Below are 15697 nucleotides of genomic sequence, written 5' to 3'. Positions count from 1 at the left end.
TTACAGCGTTGGCATGTGTCTTGCGATTTGAACCTCGATGAAAACACAACCTGAACGCCAACTTGACGACCTCTCTCCCAAGCATGTCCCCGAGAATGAAAAGGGGGCGCTGACACTCGCCCCCAGCTCTGAGCGTCTTCCAACCGATCCCTGCACCCATGGGCCGTCCCACAACGGCATCGCGGACAAGGCGGAAGCCGCCGCCACGGTCATTCAAAATGCCGCAAGCAGGGCAAAGCACGTCGTTACCCGCAAGGCATCCGAGGCAGCATTCTATGGCCGCTGCCTGAAGGACTACGCGCACGACCACAGCATGTCGGAGATGAAGGCGGACGCACGCAGGCTGGCGACCCGGAGACCCGCCCGTGTCATGGGCGCCATGGCGTTGCTCGGATTCCTGATCGGTCTCGTCGCCACCCCGTCACGCAACTCCTGAACGCATTCGGCCATGAACCCGCTCAACTCCTTATCCACCTGCAACCGCGGTTTCGCGAAGCGCAACCCGATCTCGACCGGGGCTGCGGGAACCGTTGCCCTTGCGGCGACCGGCCTCGGTGTGATGGCACTGCGCCGGCCGGACCCTGAAGAACAACCACAGCACAACTACGACAACCAGTATCACAAGGTCGTGGAGACGACCGACGGGCGTCGACCCTACGAACGAAACCCGCTGCGCCGCTACCCGCTCTCATGCGGAGTCGTCGCGATGGCTGCAGGCTTCGTCGCGGCCATGCTGGTGAAAGCGGACTGAAGCCAGGACCTTCACGCACCGCACCGAGCGAGCCGAAATCCTGCTTGGAATGGCCCGGTGCCGTCGGCACGTTCAGCCACCTGAGCAAGGCGGTGCACATAGCGGTCGTAGGAGGGGGCCCTGCCGGTCTTCGGGCCGCCGAACTGTGCGCGGAAGGTGGCGCCACCGTGGACCTTTTCGAGGCCAAGCGGTCGGTCGGACGCAAGTTGCTGGTCGCCGGCTACGGAGGCCTGAACCTCACTCACGGCGAACCGGTCGAAACCTTCGCCACCCGCTACTCGGGTCCGGATCTCGACCCCCGCAGCTTTCGCTCGTGGCTCGACACCTTCTCTCCAAGAAAGTTGCGGAATTGGGCCGCCGAACTCGGAATCGAGACATTTGAGCAGCGGACCGGGAGGGTCTACCCGAAGGAAATGAAGGCGGCTCCCCTACTCCGACGCTTGGTGGAGCGACTTAGGCAACAGGGCGTCCGCTTTCACGTGAATCAACGACTCACTGCCATCGAGAATGGCGATGGCGTCCAGCTCCGATTCAACGACGGCGAACCTCGTAGTTTCGACGCGGCCATCCTCGCAATGGGCGGTGCCTCCTGGCCGAAGACCGGCTCCGACGGAAGCTGGATTCCGGCCCTCAAGGCGCATCGAGTCTCCGTGAACACATTCGAACCGGCGAACTGCGGTTGGGAGGCGAACTGGCCCGATTCGCTGGTTCCGACCATCGAAGGACAGCCGCTCAAGAACATCGCGGCCAAGGCCGGAGACACAACCGTCCGGGGAGAACTGATGCTCACCCGCTACGGTTTCGAGGGTGGCGCGATCTACCAACTCGGCCCGCAACTCCGGGCCGCGGGCCATCCCGAACTCGTGATCGACCTCAAGCCCGAGGTTCCGGCCGAAGTGATCCGGCGGAAGATGGAAAGCGTGCGACGCGACTTCCTCGACGCGGCCGCGGGCCGTTTGAAGCTCACCGAAGCCACCCGCGCGCTGATTGCTCACATTGCGGGTCCGATCATCAGCATCGAGGCGCTGGTCGACGCCGTGAAGACCCTTCGAGTTCCGCTGAACGGCCCCAGACCCATCGAGGAAGCCATCTCATCCGCGGGAGGCGTCGCCTGGTCCGAGATCGACGACCAACTCATGCTGCGCAAGCTCCCCGGCGTTTTCGTGGCCGGGGAAATGATCGACTGGGAGGCGCCGACCGGCGGCTACCTGATCCAAGGCTGCTTCGCCACCGCCACCCGGGCGGCCCAAGCGGCGCTTGCCTTTTCCGCCGATCATTGATCATTGCCCCTCCGGCAATTCCCATGTCCCTGCTCTCCGCCAACGAAATCCGATTATCCTACGGCTACCAGACCCTGCTCGACGGGGTCACGCTGGCTGTCGATGCGGGCGAAAAGGTCGGACTCGTCGGCCGCAACGGATGCGGCAAGACCTCCCTGCTGAAGATCCTTGCCGGAGAGTCCGCCGCGGATTCCGGCGACATCTCCCGCCGCCGGCAGCTTCGCGTGGGCTACCTGCCTCAGGAGTTCGAGCTCGATCCGGATCTCTCGATCGAGGAGAACATCGCCGCCGGGGCCGCGGATGTCGTCGATGCGATCCGAAGGTATGAGGACGGCGACGGCACCGAGGACGAGTTGGCCGACCTGCTCCACCTGATCGAGCACGCCGACGGATGGAATCTCGACGCCCGGATCCGCTCGCTCTCCAACAAGCTAGGCACGCCGCCGCTCGAGTCGGAAACGGGGCCGTTGTCGGGCGGAGAAAAGCGGCGCGTGGCGCTTTGCCGTGCCCTCGCCTCGCAACCAGACCTGCTGCTGCTCGACGAACCGACGAACCACCTCGACGCCGACTCGATCGGCTGGCTGGAAGAGTTCCTGACCAGCTACTCGGGCGCGGTGATCTTCGTCACGCACGATCGCTACTTCCTCGACGTCATCGCAACCCGGATCATCGAGATCGATCACGGCAAGGCCTACTCGCACCCCGGCAACTACACCGCGTTCCTTGAGTCGAAGGCGGTGCGCCAGCAGATCGCCGAGCAGACCGAGCGACGTCGCCAGCGATTCCTTCGGGAGGAACTCGAGTGGGTGCGCGCCGGAGTGAAGGCACGCACCACGAAGTCGCGCACGCGACTCGACAAGTTCTACGAGATCGAAGGCATGGAAGCCCCGCCCGAAGAGCGGGAAATGGACCTGCTCATCCCACCGCCGCCGCAATTGGGCGACACGGTCGTGGAACTGGAAGGCGCAGGCGTGAACGTCGGGACGGAATCATCTCCCCGCTGGCTTTTCCGCCGTCTCGACCTGTCGCTCGAGCCCGGCCAATGCACCGGCATTGTCGGCCGCAACGGTGTCGGCAAAACGACTCTCCTGAAACTCTGCCTCGGCGAAATCCAACCGACCGAGGGCACGGCAACACTCGGTCGACGGGTAAAGGTGAACTACATCGACCAGACCCGGATGGTCCTCGATGGATCCGGCTCGCTGCTCGACGAAGTCGCCGACGGCAACGAGAAACTCCACTTCGGCGACCAGTTGCTGGGTGCCCGCGCCTACCTCCGGCGCTTCCTTTTCGACGACCATCGCATCAACGAGCGCGTCGACCTGCTGTCCGGCGGTGAGCGGGCGCGGCTGATGCTCGCCAAGGTTCTCAAGACCGGCGGCAACCTGCTGGTCCTCGACGAACCGACCAACGACCTCGACCTGCCCTCCCTTCGCATGCTTGAGGAAGCGATCGCGGCATTCCCCGGCAGTGCGCTGGTGGTGTCGCACGATCGCTACTTCCTCGACCGTATCTGCGACCAGGTCGTTGCCTTCGAGGATGGCGGCGTCCAGGTCAGTGCGGGCAATTACTCCTACTACCTGGAGAAACGCCAGAAGCGCGAGAACGCCGAGCGAATCCAGGCGCAGGCCGCCGCACGCGAAGCCGCGGCCCGACGGAAGGCATCCGAGACGGCTCCCGCCAAACCCCGCAAGCTCACGCTGGCGGAGAAGATGGAACTCGAAGGGATGGAAGAACGGATCCTCGAGGCGGAAGAAAAGGTCGGCGAGCTCGAAACGAAGCTCAACGACCCGGAATTCCAAACGACCCGCTTCAACGAGGTAGCCGGTGTTGCCGCCGAGCTCGAAGAAGCGAAGGCGTCCGTGGCGAAGCTTTACGAGAGGTGGGAGGAACTCGAGTCGCTGGCCTGAGCCGGCTACTCGGCAGGGAGGCGGGCTTCGAGGATGCTCGTGCCATTGCCCTCCAGGGACAACTGCCCGGAGACGTTCACCCAGTCCCCACGGCGCAGCTCCAGCAGGGCATCGCGACTCCCTTCGTCGAAGGTCGCGGTGATGTTGAGCGTGCTACCATAACCGCTGCCGTCGGAGCGCGTGATCATGTAGGGCAGCTCGAACTCACCGACGATCCCGTCGGCAGCCTCGCGGACGTTGCGGAGCTTGAGTGCCCACTGGATCGGGGCGCCTTCGGCGTTGGTGCGGAAGTTCTCCTTCGCCAATTCGGTGGCGGTCTGGTCGATCATCGAAAAGAGATAGCGCTCGATACTGACCGGCTCCCCGGCCTTCAGCGGCTTCAGGTCCTTCCACTCGTCCTCCTCGATCTCCAGATGCCCGTGCCCGTGAAGCGCTGCCATTTCGCTCATCGTCGCGACGGCCTCGGCCTCCTGATAGGCGGCATCCCGCTTCACGTTCCAGAACAGACCGACCACTCCGAATACCACCACGAGCACGAGAACGATCACGCCGATCACCAGCGCGACCGCTCCGCCAACACAACCCGAAGACTTCTTTTCCATGGCTCCAAGCATGCACGCCTCCGGCAGTCTTTCGATTCCAAACCCGCGCCGAATTTCGACCGCACCGATCCCGCTTGAGCCGGATGCGCCGTTCCCGCCATGCTCCGCCCCGTGCCCACCGTCTCGATCAAGACCGTCTCGTTCCACCCGTCGATCTGGCCCAAAATGATCGGCGAGGCGTCCTCGGACGCCCGCCCCGGCGACCTGGTCGAGGTGCTCGGCAAGGACGGCGAGACCTTCGGTTGGGGCCTTTGGAACCCGAAGTCCAACATGCCGCTGCGGATCGTCCGTCACGGCAGCGAGCCGATCGACGAGGGCTTCTTTCTCGATGCCATCCGACAGGCCGCCGACCTGCGCCGCGGACTTTTCCATCTCGACGACGCGACCGACGCCTACCGCTGCATCCATGGCGATGCCGACCGGCTTCCGGGGATCGTGGCCGACCGTTTCGGGGACATCCTCTCCCTGGAAATCACAAGTCTTGGAGCGTGGCAGCGACTCGACTCATGGATCCCGGCGATGCACGAGGCGTTCGGCACCGAACGGACCCACATCCGCGTCGATCCTGCCCTCGCGCGGATCGAGCGGATCCCGATGGTCGACCACCCGCTCGCCACACCGGGCATCCGGAAGATCAAGATCGTCGAGCACGGCGTGACCTTCGAGGTTGACTTCGCGGAAGGCCACAAGACCGGCTTCTTCTGCGACCAACGCGACAACCGTCGCAAGCTCGCCGAGCTGGCCAAGGGGCGCACGATGCTCGATCTCTGCTGTTACACCGGCGGCTTCAGCGTGCATGCCGCGCTCGCCGGCGCCGAAGAGGTCACGGCGGTCGACCTCGATGAAACCGCCGTGGCGATGGCCAAGCGGAACGCCAACATCAACGGAGCGAAGATCAAGTTCACCCACGCCGACGCCTTCACCTGGGCGCGGACGATGATCGACAACGGCCGCCAGTGGGACGTGGTCCTCGCCGACCCGCCGAAGTTCGTGACGGGCCGCGACGACGAACGGGGCCGTGGCAAATACAACGACCTCAACCGCCTTGCGGTCCAGTTGGTGAAGCCCGGCGGCCTGCTCGTCACCTGCTCATGCTCCGGGCTGGTGAACGAGTTCGAGTTCGAAAAGCTCGTTACCACCGCCGTGCACAAACAGCAGCAGCGCCTGCAGATCTTCGACCGCACCGGTGCCGGCCCCGATCACCCGACCCTCTCGAACTACCCCGAGTCCCGCTACCTCAAGGTGATCTGGGCGCGGGTGCTGTAAGGGTGAATCGTAGGCGGTAGGGTCGGACGCCCCCGGCCGACCGCGGAGAATCGAAACGGCCACGCCCTCCCTTCCGACAGCGGACGAGCGGGGCGCTCGTCCCTACCTGCACTTTCCCGCCACCCGGGTACGCAAAAAGGCCCTTCGGAAGTTTCCCTCCGAAGGGCCTTATGCCGGATCATCGATCCATCCTTTCCTACCTCCCCCACTCGGGAGCGGCAAAAGAAAGGAGGGGAGTGGGAACTCGCCACGTTCTCTTTCCCCGGTTGACTGACATTTGGCGCGCAACTCCACCCGTCGAGCTTCGTTGGCTGCCAGTTCCCCGACGCCGCACCGGTCTGCGAGGACGAATCGCATTCCTTTCCGGCTCCGCGGCGGAGCCGACCGGGATGTCACCATCGCCGGTTTCTTGGGCGGGACTTCTTGGCCCGGAGCTTTGACGCCTGCCGGCGCTGGTTCTCCGAACTTCGGCTGAAGCATCCGCTGAGAACGGATCCTCCCTCCTTTTTCCTCCCGAGGTCGGCATCCCGCTTGCGCGAGATCGTTTGCCCCGGGTGACGGGTCTTGTCCCTTAACCCTCACATTGCATTTCACTTTCCCAGGCGGACGGCCCCGTTTCCCGGTGCCTCCCGCTGATTCGGACCTTATTGTCCCCCTCAGGTCATCACCGATTACCCGGCGCCTTCCTTGCGGAGCACTCATTCCGCGATGGCTGGGTCCCTTTTTCTCCGACCGGTTGCGACGCCGTCCGGATTCCGCGACCATTTCGATTGTTTCGTCCGCGGTCGCGGGACTCCATTTCCACCACACTGACTCACAGTAGCAACGTCCGGTCTTACGACCGACTGTGTCCGCCCTTGCCTCGATCAACCTTGAGGCTCCGGCGTAACTCGGCTTCGCGACTGGTTGTGCCCGCCGGTCCTGGCCGGACCGCGCTGGCGTCGCTCACCGCCTGACTTCCCAGTCGTTTGATTGCGGAAAGGAACGACCCTTCCCGGGGAAGCCGGTGACATTGGCCTCGGACCCACCATGATTCGAAAATCGGCAGTTTCCAAGGGGCCGGGAACGTCAGTTCATCCCGACCATTCTCCGAACTTTCGTCCGGACTCATCCTGAGCGCGTTCCTTGCCCGAAGGCCTCTCCCGCACTCCCGTTCTGTCAAAGATCAGTGTCCCTTGCGGAACGATGAATAGCTAAACACAGCCCTTCAGGGGCGTCAACATAGAATCTGCATAAATTATTGATAGTGAGTTACTTGTGAATAACCTGTGAACAACTTTGGGAGCAGTGCTGAAAATGAGTGAGTTGTGAATGAAGTTCCCCCGGGCTCATCGGTAGGCTGCCACCAAAAGCCGCTCAAAACCGGCGCTTTGTGCGTGGTTCACCATCGAAACAAAGTGCCGTGCGGGCGCATCGGCTGGGATTCGGAGCCGGAGGATCGGTGCGTATCCAGTTAGGTTCACATGCTCCACCTCTTTGCCCAAGAAGTAGGCGACTTGGTTCTCGGCCAAAACCCCGCTCTCACTGGAGACCCAACCCTGCCGAACCGTCCACGTCAGCTCGGTCACGTTGTGCGCTTGGCTCGACCGGGCATGGGATGCGGCCGGCAAATCCACCCACGGACGATCGGGATTCAATGGGATCAACCAGTCGGGCCGGTGAGCCAGTCCCATCACCTGGATTGCGACAAAGACCCCGGCAGCTGCAATCGCGATACTACGAAACATATCGTAGCAAACGAACGGACCCTAACTCCCCTTGGCTAATTCCGCAGATGAATCCTGTTGCATTTCCAGCTCCCGCATTCTCTCCCACTCATCGAGCAAACTCGAATCCACTCCCCTCACCGTCTTGCCGAGCAACTCTTCAGCTTGATCAAGGAGGTCATTCTTGAGATCGGGAGGCACCGTCTGGACCAGCACCTTGTAGACCTCCGACAGGTAGCGGAGCAGCACGCCCTCGCTCCGTTCGAGTCCATAGCGCTTCACGTAGTCCTCGAAGCTCTCCCAGCGCTCGACGATCTCTCGTGCCACCGACTTCGGGCGGACTCCCGCCTCCTTGGCCCACGGGTGTTTTACGACGAACTCGTTGTAGGTCGCGTAAATGAACTCCTTGCCCGGCTTCGGGTGCTCGACTTCCTCCAATCGCTCCATCCGTTCCTCGTACTCCACTCCATCGGCCTTGAGCTGCGCCAACAGCTCGCCCTTGGCCTTGTCCGTCTGCTTCCGCAGCACCGCTCGGGGGTCTTCGAGGATCGCCTCCACCAAGGACAGAACGTTCAGGGCATAATCACCGTCCTCCGGATCGAGCTGCGGCAGCACATCGAGCAGGTAGAGGCCGAGCGTCTGGTGCATGGAGAACTCGTCGGGCAGACGGTCCTGCAGCACCACCTTGGCGGGACCGGACCGTTCGCTTTGGGGGAGAATCCGCAGCACCCCGCCTTCGACAAGGCCCCGGAAAAGGTCGAAGCCGCGACTCCGCAGCGACTGCTTTGACGCCGGCGTTTCGTGACACTGCGAAACCAAAGCCAGCAAGGCACGGCAGCCGTCCTCGTCTTCCCTGCCCAGAACATTCAGCAGCATTCCGTGGCTGATCCGGAACTGCGACTGCAAGCGCTCGGGCGGCGAGTCCTGCAGCCGCTGGAAGGTCTTCTCGTCCCAATTCACGAACCCCTTCTCCGGCGGACGCTTCTTGACCGCCTTGCTCTTCTTGCCCTTGGCGGCCGCCTTCTCCTCGGCCTTCCTGTTCTCAATCACATACGCCGGGGCCTGAGCCACCACGTAGCCGATGTCATCGAAGCCCCGTCGGCCGGCCCGGCCGCAGATCTGCTTGAAGTCGCGCACGGTCAGGATGCCAGTACTGTCGCCGCCGTACTTGAAGAGCTGGGTGAGAAGCACGGTCCGGATCGGCACATTGACCCCGACCCCGAGCGTGTCGGTGCCGCAGATTACCTTCAGCAGGCCCTCCTGGGCGAGGCGTTCCACCAGCACGCGATACTTCGGCAGCAGTCCCGCGTGATGGATACCCAGCCCGTGGCGCAGCAGCTTCTTGATCTCCTTTCCATAAGGACTCCTGAAGTCGGCCTCCTCCAACACCTCCGCGATCCGCTGCTTTTCCTCCTTCGAGCAGAAATTCCGGCTCATCAGGTCTTGGGCGGTCTTCGCGCAACTGAGCTGGGTGAAGTGGACGAGGTAGATCGGCGCCCTGCCGGCGGTCACCAGCTCCTCGACCCGGTCCTCAAGCGTGGTGAGGCTGTATTCGAACTCCAAAGGCACCGGCCGCTCGTCGGAACGCACCAATGCGGTCGGCGCCCCGGTGAGTCCGTTCAGCTCCCGCTCGAAGAACTCCGTGTCACCCAACGTCGCCGACATCAGGAGGAACCGTGCCTGGGGCAAGGTCAGCAAGGGAACCTGCCACGCCACGCCACGCTCCTTGTCGGAGTAGTAGTGGAACTCGTCCATGATAACGTCGTCCACCTGTGCCTTCCCGCCCTCCCTCAGGGCGAGATTCGAAAGGATCTCCGCCGTGCAGCAGATGACCGGCGCCGACGGGTTGACGGTTGCGTCGCCCGTGATCATCCCGACCTTCTCCGGCCCGAAGACCTTGCACAGCGAGAGGAACTTCTCATTCGCCAGCGCCTTGATGGGAACCGTGTAGTACGACCGCCGCCCTTGGCAAACCGCCCGGAACTGCAATGCCAGCGCCACCAGCGATTTTCCCGAGCCGGTGGGTGTGTTCAGGATCACGTTCTTCCCCGCGAAAAGCTCGAGGATCGCTTCCTCCTGATGCCCGTATGGCTCGATTCCCGACTCGATCACGTAGTCGAGAAACGCCCCGAGGATCTCGTCGTTCGAGGCGGGGTTCGCGACATTCCGGGGGTCAAGGGTGGCCATCGGCGGGCGACCATGGGGGTCGATTCCGGAAAAGAAAAGCGGCGGGGCGACACGGCCGTCGATTGACCGCCGACCGCGCCGCGGAGTAGCCAAGCTGTATGGAATTCCAGAACGTCACCGCGACCGCCAAGGCCAACGTCTACTTCGACGGCAAGGTCATCTCCCACACCATCATCACCGCCGACGGCGCCCGCAAGACGCTCGGGGTGATCCTTCCGGGCAGCTATCACTTCGGCACCGAAGCCGCCGAGCTGATGGAGATTGTCGGCGGCGCATGCGAGCATGTCATCGACGGCACCGACGCCTCCATCTCAATCGCCGAGGGAGGATCCTTCAACGTCCCCGCCAACTCCGGCTTCACCATCACCGTCGAGGGCGAGCCCTGCCACTACGTCTGCAGTTTCCTCTGACCGATCCGAATGGTGTTGCCTGAGCGGTTGTCGACGTCGGAAAGCCGAAGGTCTCAAAGTCGAAAGTCTGAACAATCCACCCGTTGCGATGGTGCGACAGCCCATGTGCAAAGGGCACTTTGACCTCGGAACTTTCGACCTCCTGAAGGAGGAACAACGAACCCCGGTGGCCCGCGATTGGGGTTTGTAGTTCCCCGTTTACGGCCTCCATCCGGAAAAAACGGAGGGCGGCAGCTCGACCCACCCGGGTCTTCGCCACCGCCCCCCTTCCCTCTCCTGTCGGAAATTGTCTAACGTTCGTCCTTCGATGTTGGGCGTTCGATGTTCGACGTTCCTCAGGCATCCAGCCTGAGGGCCGCCTTCTGCGCCGCGCTCTTGGCTTCGGTCTTGTCGTCTCCGCCGGCAGCCGTAAGCCGCATACCGACCGGCTTCGACACCCCGAACTCCTCCATCGTCACGCCATACATCACGTCGGCACGGCTCATGGTGCGCTTCGAGTGGGTCACGATGATGAACTGCGAGCGGTCGACGAAGCGGTCGAGCACCTTGACGAAGCGGCCGATGTTCGACTCGTCGAGCGGCGCGTCGAGCTCGTCGAGCACGCAGAACGGACTCGGCTTGATCATGTAGATCGAGAACAGCAGCGCGACGGCCGTCATCGAGCGCTCACCACCGGAGAGCAGCGCGATCGACTGAAGCTTCTTACCGGGCGGCTTGGCGATGACCTCGATCCCCGACTCCAGCGGGTCGCTCTCGTCGAGCAATTCGAGGTCCGCCTTGCCCTTTTCTCCGAAGAGTTCCTTGAACATGTCTCGGAAGTTCTTCCGGACCTGGGCAAAGGTTTCGGCGAAGCGGCGCTGGGTCTCCTCGTTGATCCGCTCGATGACCTGAAGAAGCTCCTCCTTCGAGGAAACGAGGTCTTCGTAGTTGTTGCGGACGTCGTTGTGGCGCTCCTCGAGTTCCTCGAACTCCTCGATCGCATCGAGGTTCACCGGGCCCATCGAATCAAGGCGGCGCTTGAGGTCACCGACGCAGCCTTCGACGAACTCCCAGTCGGGCTCGCCTTCCAGCGCGGGTGGCAACTCGATGTCGTCATCGGTAGCGTCGACCACCATCACCGGTGCGTTTTCGTCCTCGTCCTCCTCGCTGTCCTCGGAGGACTCCACGATACGCGCCCGTCCCTTGCCGCCGCCCTTCTTCTGCGAATCGATGCAGGCAAGCAGCGCGTGGGCGTCGGGCTCGAAGTTCGCCAACTCGACATTGTGGCGCTCGAGAATCGAGTTCACGAGGTTCTCCAAGCGGAGCTCGACCTTGGTCACGGCCACCTCCTCGCGTCCACGTTGCTCGGATGCTTTCGAGAGTTCCTTGCGCGCGCTCGACAGCGCCGACTCGGCTTCCTCGATCGCTTCGAGCAGTTCGTTGCGACGACCCGAGCGCGACTCGAGTTCGGCCTCAAGGTCCTGGATCTCCAACTGGTGGGTCTCGACCTCCTCGGCAAGCTGGTTGTTCTCGGAGCTGGCGCCTTCGATGCGCTGCAGGAAAGCCTCGATCTCCGTCTCACGGCGCACCGCGATCTCGCGGAGCTCGGCAAGGCGGGCCTCCATCGGCTGCTGCTGGGCTTCCTGCGCTTCCTTGGCCCGACGCTCGACGGCCAGAGCCGTGCGCATCTCGTTCAGCGACTCGGAAAGCTCGGCCTCGCAGCGGCGTGAACCTTCAAGCTCGCTGTTCAGGCGGCTTTGATCGGCCTCGCAGGCTTCCAGTCGTTCGCGGGCGGCCTGCAACTCGCTCTCCATCGAACTGCGGCCCTCGACCGCCGCCTGCTCGCGACCTTCGAGTTCGCCACGCTCCCAGCGGACATTCTCCAGCTTGCTCTCCACGCTTTCCAACTCGCGACGTGCCAGCGTCTGCTGACCTTCCAGCGTAGAAAGCTCGACCTTGTGGCGCTGCATCCGGTCACGGCTGGTTTCCAACTCCTCCTGGAGCCGGACCAGTTCGCCTTCGAGATGCGTCACGCGGGCCTTCGCCGCTTCTTCGGCTTCCGCGAGCTGGGCGACTTCGGCTTCGAGTTCGCGGACCTCATTCTGGCGCTCGAGCACCGAGACGTTTCCTTCGCCAGCAGCACCGCCGCTGACCACGCCCTCGGCGCCGACCAACTCGCCCGAGAGCGTCACGAGGGCCACTCCCGGCTGATCGCCCCGAAGCTTCATCGCGGTCGCCAGATCGTTGACGATCAGCACGCGCTCAAGCAGGCGCTCGACCACGCTGCGGACCTTCTCGTCGACCTTCACCTTGTCGAGAGCCCACGCCACGGCACCGTCCGGAAGCGACTCCATCTGAGTGCCGTTCGAACTGCCGACGAAGCTCTGCGGAAGCACCGCCGCATGGCCGAGCTTCTTCTCGGTCAGACGCGCGATCAGCGACTCGGCCAAGGCTTCGTCGGAGACCAGCACCGCCTGCAAATGACTGCCGAGTGCGGCCTCGATGGCACGGGCACAGTCCGGGTCGGCCTCAATGAAGCCCGCCAGCACCCCGTGGATGCCCGGCTTGAAACGATCCGGCTCGTCGAGCCCGTCGAGCACCTTGCGCGTGCCGGCCTCGAAACCTTCGCCACTGGCAACCAGCTGCCGCAGCACATCAAGACGTGAGGAACGTTGAGCCAGAGTCCGGTGGGCCTCGGCAGCGGCCGATCGGGCCGCATCGAGATCGCCGCGATTGTGCTGGAACTGGCGCTCCGACTTCTGGAAGGCCTCCTCCAGCTCGGCCGAGCGGGAAGCGTGCTCCTCAAGCCGCGTGGAAATCTCCTCCGCCTGCGCGCCGGCCTCGTCGAGCTCGAGATTCAACCGCTCCTCTTCCTCGGCGAGTTGACGCGCGCGCTCGCGGCTGGTTTCGAGCTGCGCCATCGAGCTTTCGATCTTCGCCTGCATCGAAGCGATGATCGTCTGTGTACGGTTCGCCTCGTTGCGGGCGTCGCGGAGCTTGTTCTCGATCTGCTCGCGCTCGGCACGGGCCACCGAAGTCCGCTCTTCCTGGTCCTGAAGCTGGATCTCCATTTCAGCGATCCGGCGGGCCAGTTGTTCCAGCGCCTCGTTGGCGGCGGTGAAATCGAACTCCTGCTTCTGAAGCTTCTCGCGGGTGGCCTCGATCTCGTCGCGGTTCTGGCCGATCCGGCCTTCCAGCTCCGAGCGGCGCTCGTTGTTGAAGGCCATCCGACCCTCGGCGCTCGCCAGCGAGTTGCGGTGCTCATTGAGCTCCTGGCGAAGCTCGGCCAGTTCGCCTTCGAAATTCCGAGCCGCGAGACGGGCATCGGCCACCGCCTCCTCCTTCGGCTCCATCTTGTGCTCGAGATCCGCCTCGGTCGCCTCAAGCGAACGGATCGAGGTCCGGAGTTCCTCGCACTCTGCTCCGAGTTCGACAAAGCGCTTGTGGGCGAGGTGCGTGTCGAGGATCCGCACGTCGGCCGCGAGCGTTTGGTAACGTCGCGCCTTCGAGACCTGCCGCTTGAGCGAATTCATCCGGCGCTCCTGCTCGGCGAGCACGTCGCTGACCCGCAGCAGGTTCGCCTCGGTGTACTCGAGCTTCCGCAGCGCGTCCTTCTTCTCGCGCTTGTATTTGGTGATCCCCGCCGCTTCCTCGAACACCGCCCGGCGTTCCTCGGGCTTCGACGAAAGGATCTGGTCGATCTGACCCTGCGCCATGATCGAGTAGGCCGTGCGACCGATCCCGGTATCCATGAACAGGTTGTGGATGTCCTTCAGGCGGCATAGCGTGCCGTTAATCCGGTACTCCGACTTGCCGTCGCGGAACACCCGTCGGGTGATGCCGACCTCGTTGTAGTCGACCCCGAGCGAGTCCTCGCAGTCGGCCATCGTCAGCGTCACCTCGGCCATGCCGAGCGGCTTGCGGCGTTCGGTGCCGTTGAAAATGACGTCGGCCATCTCACCGCCACGCAGCGCCTTGGCGGAAGTCTCGCCGAGCACCCAGCGGATGGCGTCGACCACGTTCGATTTGCCGCAGCCGTTGGGACCGACAATGCCGGTCACACCTTCGTGAAATTCAAAGCGCGTCTTGTCCGCGAAGGACTTGAAGCCGTGGATATCCAGGGATTTGAGATACATCGACAGGTTGAGGTTTCGGGATTCAGGTGCCCGGGAGGGATTCCGAGCAGGGTGAGCGTAGGAGAATTCGCCGCTTGGAAAAGCTCACTCCGAGAAAAACTCTATATATGGTGCCACTTGTTTAATTTGACTACATCATGTAGTGCTTGGTGATTCTTAAGGATTCTAAACCATTATGCAGGAGCCACGGGATTGCCACCGAAAATGGTGCGCGGACTTCAGTCCGCCCCCATGGAGTGGAGCGGCCAAAAAGCTGACTAAAGTCGAAGCATCAGCGTGCACCCACTTCCCTCTTGATTTGTCATACAACTTCGCTTGGATCTCCCTCAGCAAGCCATGTCCGATTTCCTGACCGTTTCCCGCGAAGCCCACGACCGCCTCGTTTCCGCCGCCTATCAAGCCCGCGGGTTCTCCGCCGAGGAAGCCGCCGAAGGTGCCAAACTTGCCGCCGAAGCGGCCCGCCACGGCATCCGCACCCACCACGCGCTCAAGGCACTGCACCTCGACCACCTGTTCGGCTCGGCCACCGGCGGCTGCGTGCCGGGCGCCGAGATCGAGGTCGTCCCGTCGAAGTTCGAGGGCTCGGAGGTCTGGAACGCCAACCGCAAGCTCGGCCAGTCGGTCGCCTACCGCGCCATCGACCGCTGCATCGAACTGGCCGACCGCTACGGCATCGGCCAAGTCTCGGTCGACAACGCCTTCCACTACCTTTGGGGCGGTGGCTACGTGATGGAAGCAGCCGAGCGCGGCTACATCGCCTACACCAACTGCACCTCGGCTCTGGCCGAGGTCGTCCCCTTCGGCGGCAAGTTTCCGACGCTCGGCACCAACCCGCACTCGTGGGGCTTTCCTACGACGGATGCCGTAGGTTTCCCGCTGGTCAGCGACTGGGCCACCTCGGTGGTCGCGATGGGCCGGGTGCAGGCACTCAAGCGCGAGGGCAAGGAGCTTCCACCGAATGCCGCGGTCGACAAGGACGGGAACCCGACGACCAACCCCAACGAGGTCGCCGCGTTGCTGCCCTTCGGCGCCCACAAGGGCTACGCGATGTGCCTGCTCAACGAAGTTTACGGAGCGTTGATCGGTGGCTCGCTGCCGACGCTCCGTGGTCGCGCCTCGCAGGCACCTGAAGGAGAGAAAACCACCACCGCGTTCTACTTCCAGGTCATCCATCCCGACGCCGTCTCGGGCAATGCCTTCGCCAACGGCCGCGACCAGATGGCAAACCTCAAGGAAGTCCTCGCCGACATCTTCGGCCACGGCAACGAAGGATGCATCCTCCCCGGCCAGTTCGAGGCCGAAGCCCGCAAGCGCTCGGACGAAGCCGGCGGGCTTCACTTTACCGCCGCCGAAGTCGCCGAGTTCAACGAACTCGCCGACGAGATCGGCCACGCCGGACTCGAGCCGGTGTGAGACTGGGAGGCGGGACGCCCCCGTCCCGCAATCTCACGAGCTTTCCCGTACCCTGAC

The 15697-nt window shown here is 63.4% G+C and carries 10 protein-coding genes; 7 read left to right on the top strand and 3 right to left on the bottom strand.

The genetic code is table 11. From position 1 onward, the window contains the following. Nucleotides 1–37 precede the first annotated feature (37 nt). The 4 genes from HAHE_RS15420 to HAHE_RS15405 all read left to right on the top strand — a co-directional run bounded on the left by HAHE_RS15420 (nucleotide 38) and on the right by HAHE_RS15405 (nucleotide 3941). On the top strand, nucleotides 38–436 hold the full coding sequence (locus tag HAHE_RS15420; RefSeq protein WP_338685649.1) for a hypothetical protein: 399 nt from the start codon (nucleotides 38–40) through the stop codon (nucleotides 434–436). A gap of 12 nt (nucleotides 437–448) precedes the next feature. Then, nucleotides 449–751: a hypothetical protein gene (locus HAHE_RS15415; RefSeq protein WP_338685647.1), complete on the top strand. Its 303-nt coding sequence runs from the start codon at nucleotides 449–451 to the stop codon at nucleotides 749–751. Between the two features lie 92 nt (nucleotides 752–843). Beyond that, on the top strand, nucleotides 844–2031 hold the full coding sequence (locus HAHE_RS15410) for a TIGR03862 family flavoprotein (RefSeq protein WP_338690824.1): 1188 nt from the start codon (nucleotides 844–846) through the stop codon (nucleotides 2029–2031). 23 nt (nucleotides 2032–2054) lie between these two features. After that, the gene (locus tag HAHE_RS15405; protein WP_338685646.1) at nucleotides 2055–3941 is read left to right on the top strand and encodes an ABC-F family ATP-binding cassette domain-containing protein; all 1887 of its coding nucleotides are present in this window, start codon (nucleotides 2055–2057) and stop codon (nucleotides 3939–3941) included. 5 nt (nucleotides 3942–3946) lie between these two features. Here the strand turns inward: HAHE_RS15405 and HAHE_RS15400 are convergent, their stop codons facing one another. Continuing rightward, entirely contained in the window at nucleotides 3947–4543 is a 597-nt protein-coding gene (locus tag HAHE_RS15400; protein ID WP_338685645.1) for a hypothetical protein, read from the bottom strand. Nucleotides 4544–4642: 99 nt separating this feature from the next. On the opposite strand from HAHE_RS15400, the gene HAHE_RS15395 reads away from it, so the two are divergent. Beyond that, nucleotides 4643–5809, top strand: coding sequence for a class I SAM-dependent rRNA methyltransferase (locus HAHE_RS15395; RefSeq protein WP_338685643.1), 1167 nt, complete (start codon nucleotides 4643–4645; stop codon nucleotides 5807–5809). Nucleotides 5810–7557: 1748 nt separating this feature from the next. Here HAHE_RS15395 and HAHE_RS15390 read toward each other — a convergent pair. Continuing rightward, nucleotides 7558–9702, bottom strand: coding sequence for a DEAD/DEAH box helicase (locus HAHE_RS15390; protein ID WP_338685641.1), 2145 nt, complete (start codon nucleotides 9700–9702; stop codon nucleotides 7558–7560). A gap of 98 nt (nucleotides 9703–9800) precedes the next feature. Here HAHE_RS15390 and HAHE_RS15385 point away from each other — a divergent pair, with 98 nt between their 5' ends. Next, a complete protein-coding gene (locus HAHE_RS15385) occupies nucleotides 9801–10112 on the top strand; it encodes a pyrimidine/purine nucleoside phosphorylase (protein WP_338685640.1) in 312 nt (103 codons plus the stop codon). Nucleotides 10113–10447: 335 nt separating this feature from the next. Here the strand turns inward: HAHE_RS15385 and smc are convergent, their stop codons facing one another. Next, a complete protein-coding gene (gene smc / locus HAHE_RS15380) occupies nucleotides 10448–14227 on the bottom strand; it encodes a chromosome segregation protein SMC (RefSeq protein WP_338685638.1) in 3780 nt (1259 codons plus the stop codon). Between the two features lie 336 nt (nucleotides 14228–14563). Here smc and HAHE_RS15375 point away from each other — a divergent pair, with 336 nt between their 5' ends. Beyond that, nucleotides 14564–15640, top strand: coding sequence for an Ldh family oxidoreductase (locus tag HAHE_RS15375; RefSeq protein ID WP_338685637.1), 1077 nt, complete (start codon nucleotides 14564–14566; stop codon nucleotides 15638–15640). The last annotated feature ends 57 nt before the right edge of the window (nucleotides 15641–15697 follow it).

The sequence above is a fragment of the Haloferula helveola genome (genome assembly GCF_037076345.1).
GTDB classification, from domain to species: Bacteria; Verrucomicrobiota; Verrucomicrobiia; order Verrucomicrobiales; family Akkermansiaceae; genus Haloferula; species Haloferula helveola.
This window is presented reverse-complemented; position numbering and strand designations above follow the sequence as displayed.

Coding starts and splice junctions, on each gene's coding strand:
- HAHE_RS15375 (WP_338685637.1), top strand. CDS start 14,564: ATGTCCGATTTCCTGACCGTTTCCCGCGAAGCCCACGACCGCCTCGTT.
- HAHE_RS15385 (WP_338685640.1), top strand. CDS start 9,801: ATGGAATTCCAGAACGTCACCGCGACCGCCAAGGCCAACGTCTACTTC.
- HAHE_RS15400 (WP_338685645.1), bottom strand. CDS start 4,543: ATGGAAAAGAAGTCTTCGGGTTGTGTTGGCGGAGCGGTCGCGCTGGTG.
- HAHE_RS15395 (WP_338685643.1), top strand. CDS start 4,643: ATGCTCCGCCCCGTGCCCACCGTCTCGATCAAGACCGTCTCGTTCCAC.
- HAHE_RS15390 (WP_338685641.1), bottom strand. CDS start 9,702: ATGGCCACCCTTGACCCCCGGAATGTCGCGAACCCCGCCTCGAACGAC.
- HAHE_RS15415 (WP_338685647.1), top strand. CDS start 449: ATGAACCCGCTCAACTCCTTATCCACCTGCAACCGCGGTTTCGCGAAG.
- HAHE_RS15420 (WP_338685649.1), top strand. CDS start 38: ATGAAAACACAACCTGAACGCCAACTTGACGACCTCTCTCCCAAGCAT.
- smc (WP_338685638.1), bottom strand. CDS start 14,227: ATGTATCTCAAATCCCTGGATATCCACGGCTTCAAGTCCTTCGCGGAC.
- HAHE_RS15405 (WP_338685646.1), top strand. CDS start 2,055: ATGTCCCTGCTCTCCGCCAACGAAATCCGATTATCCTACGGCTACCAG.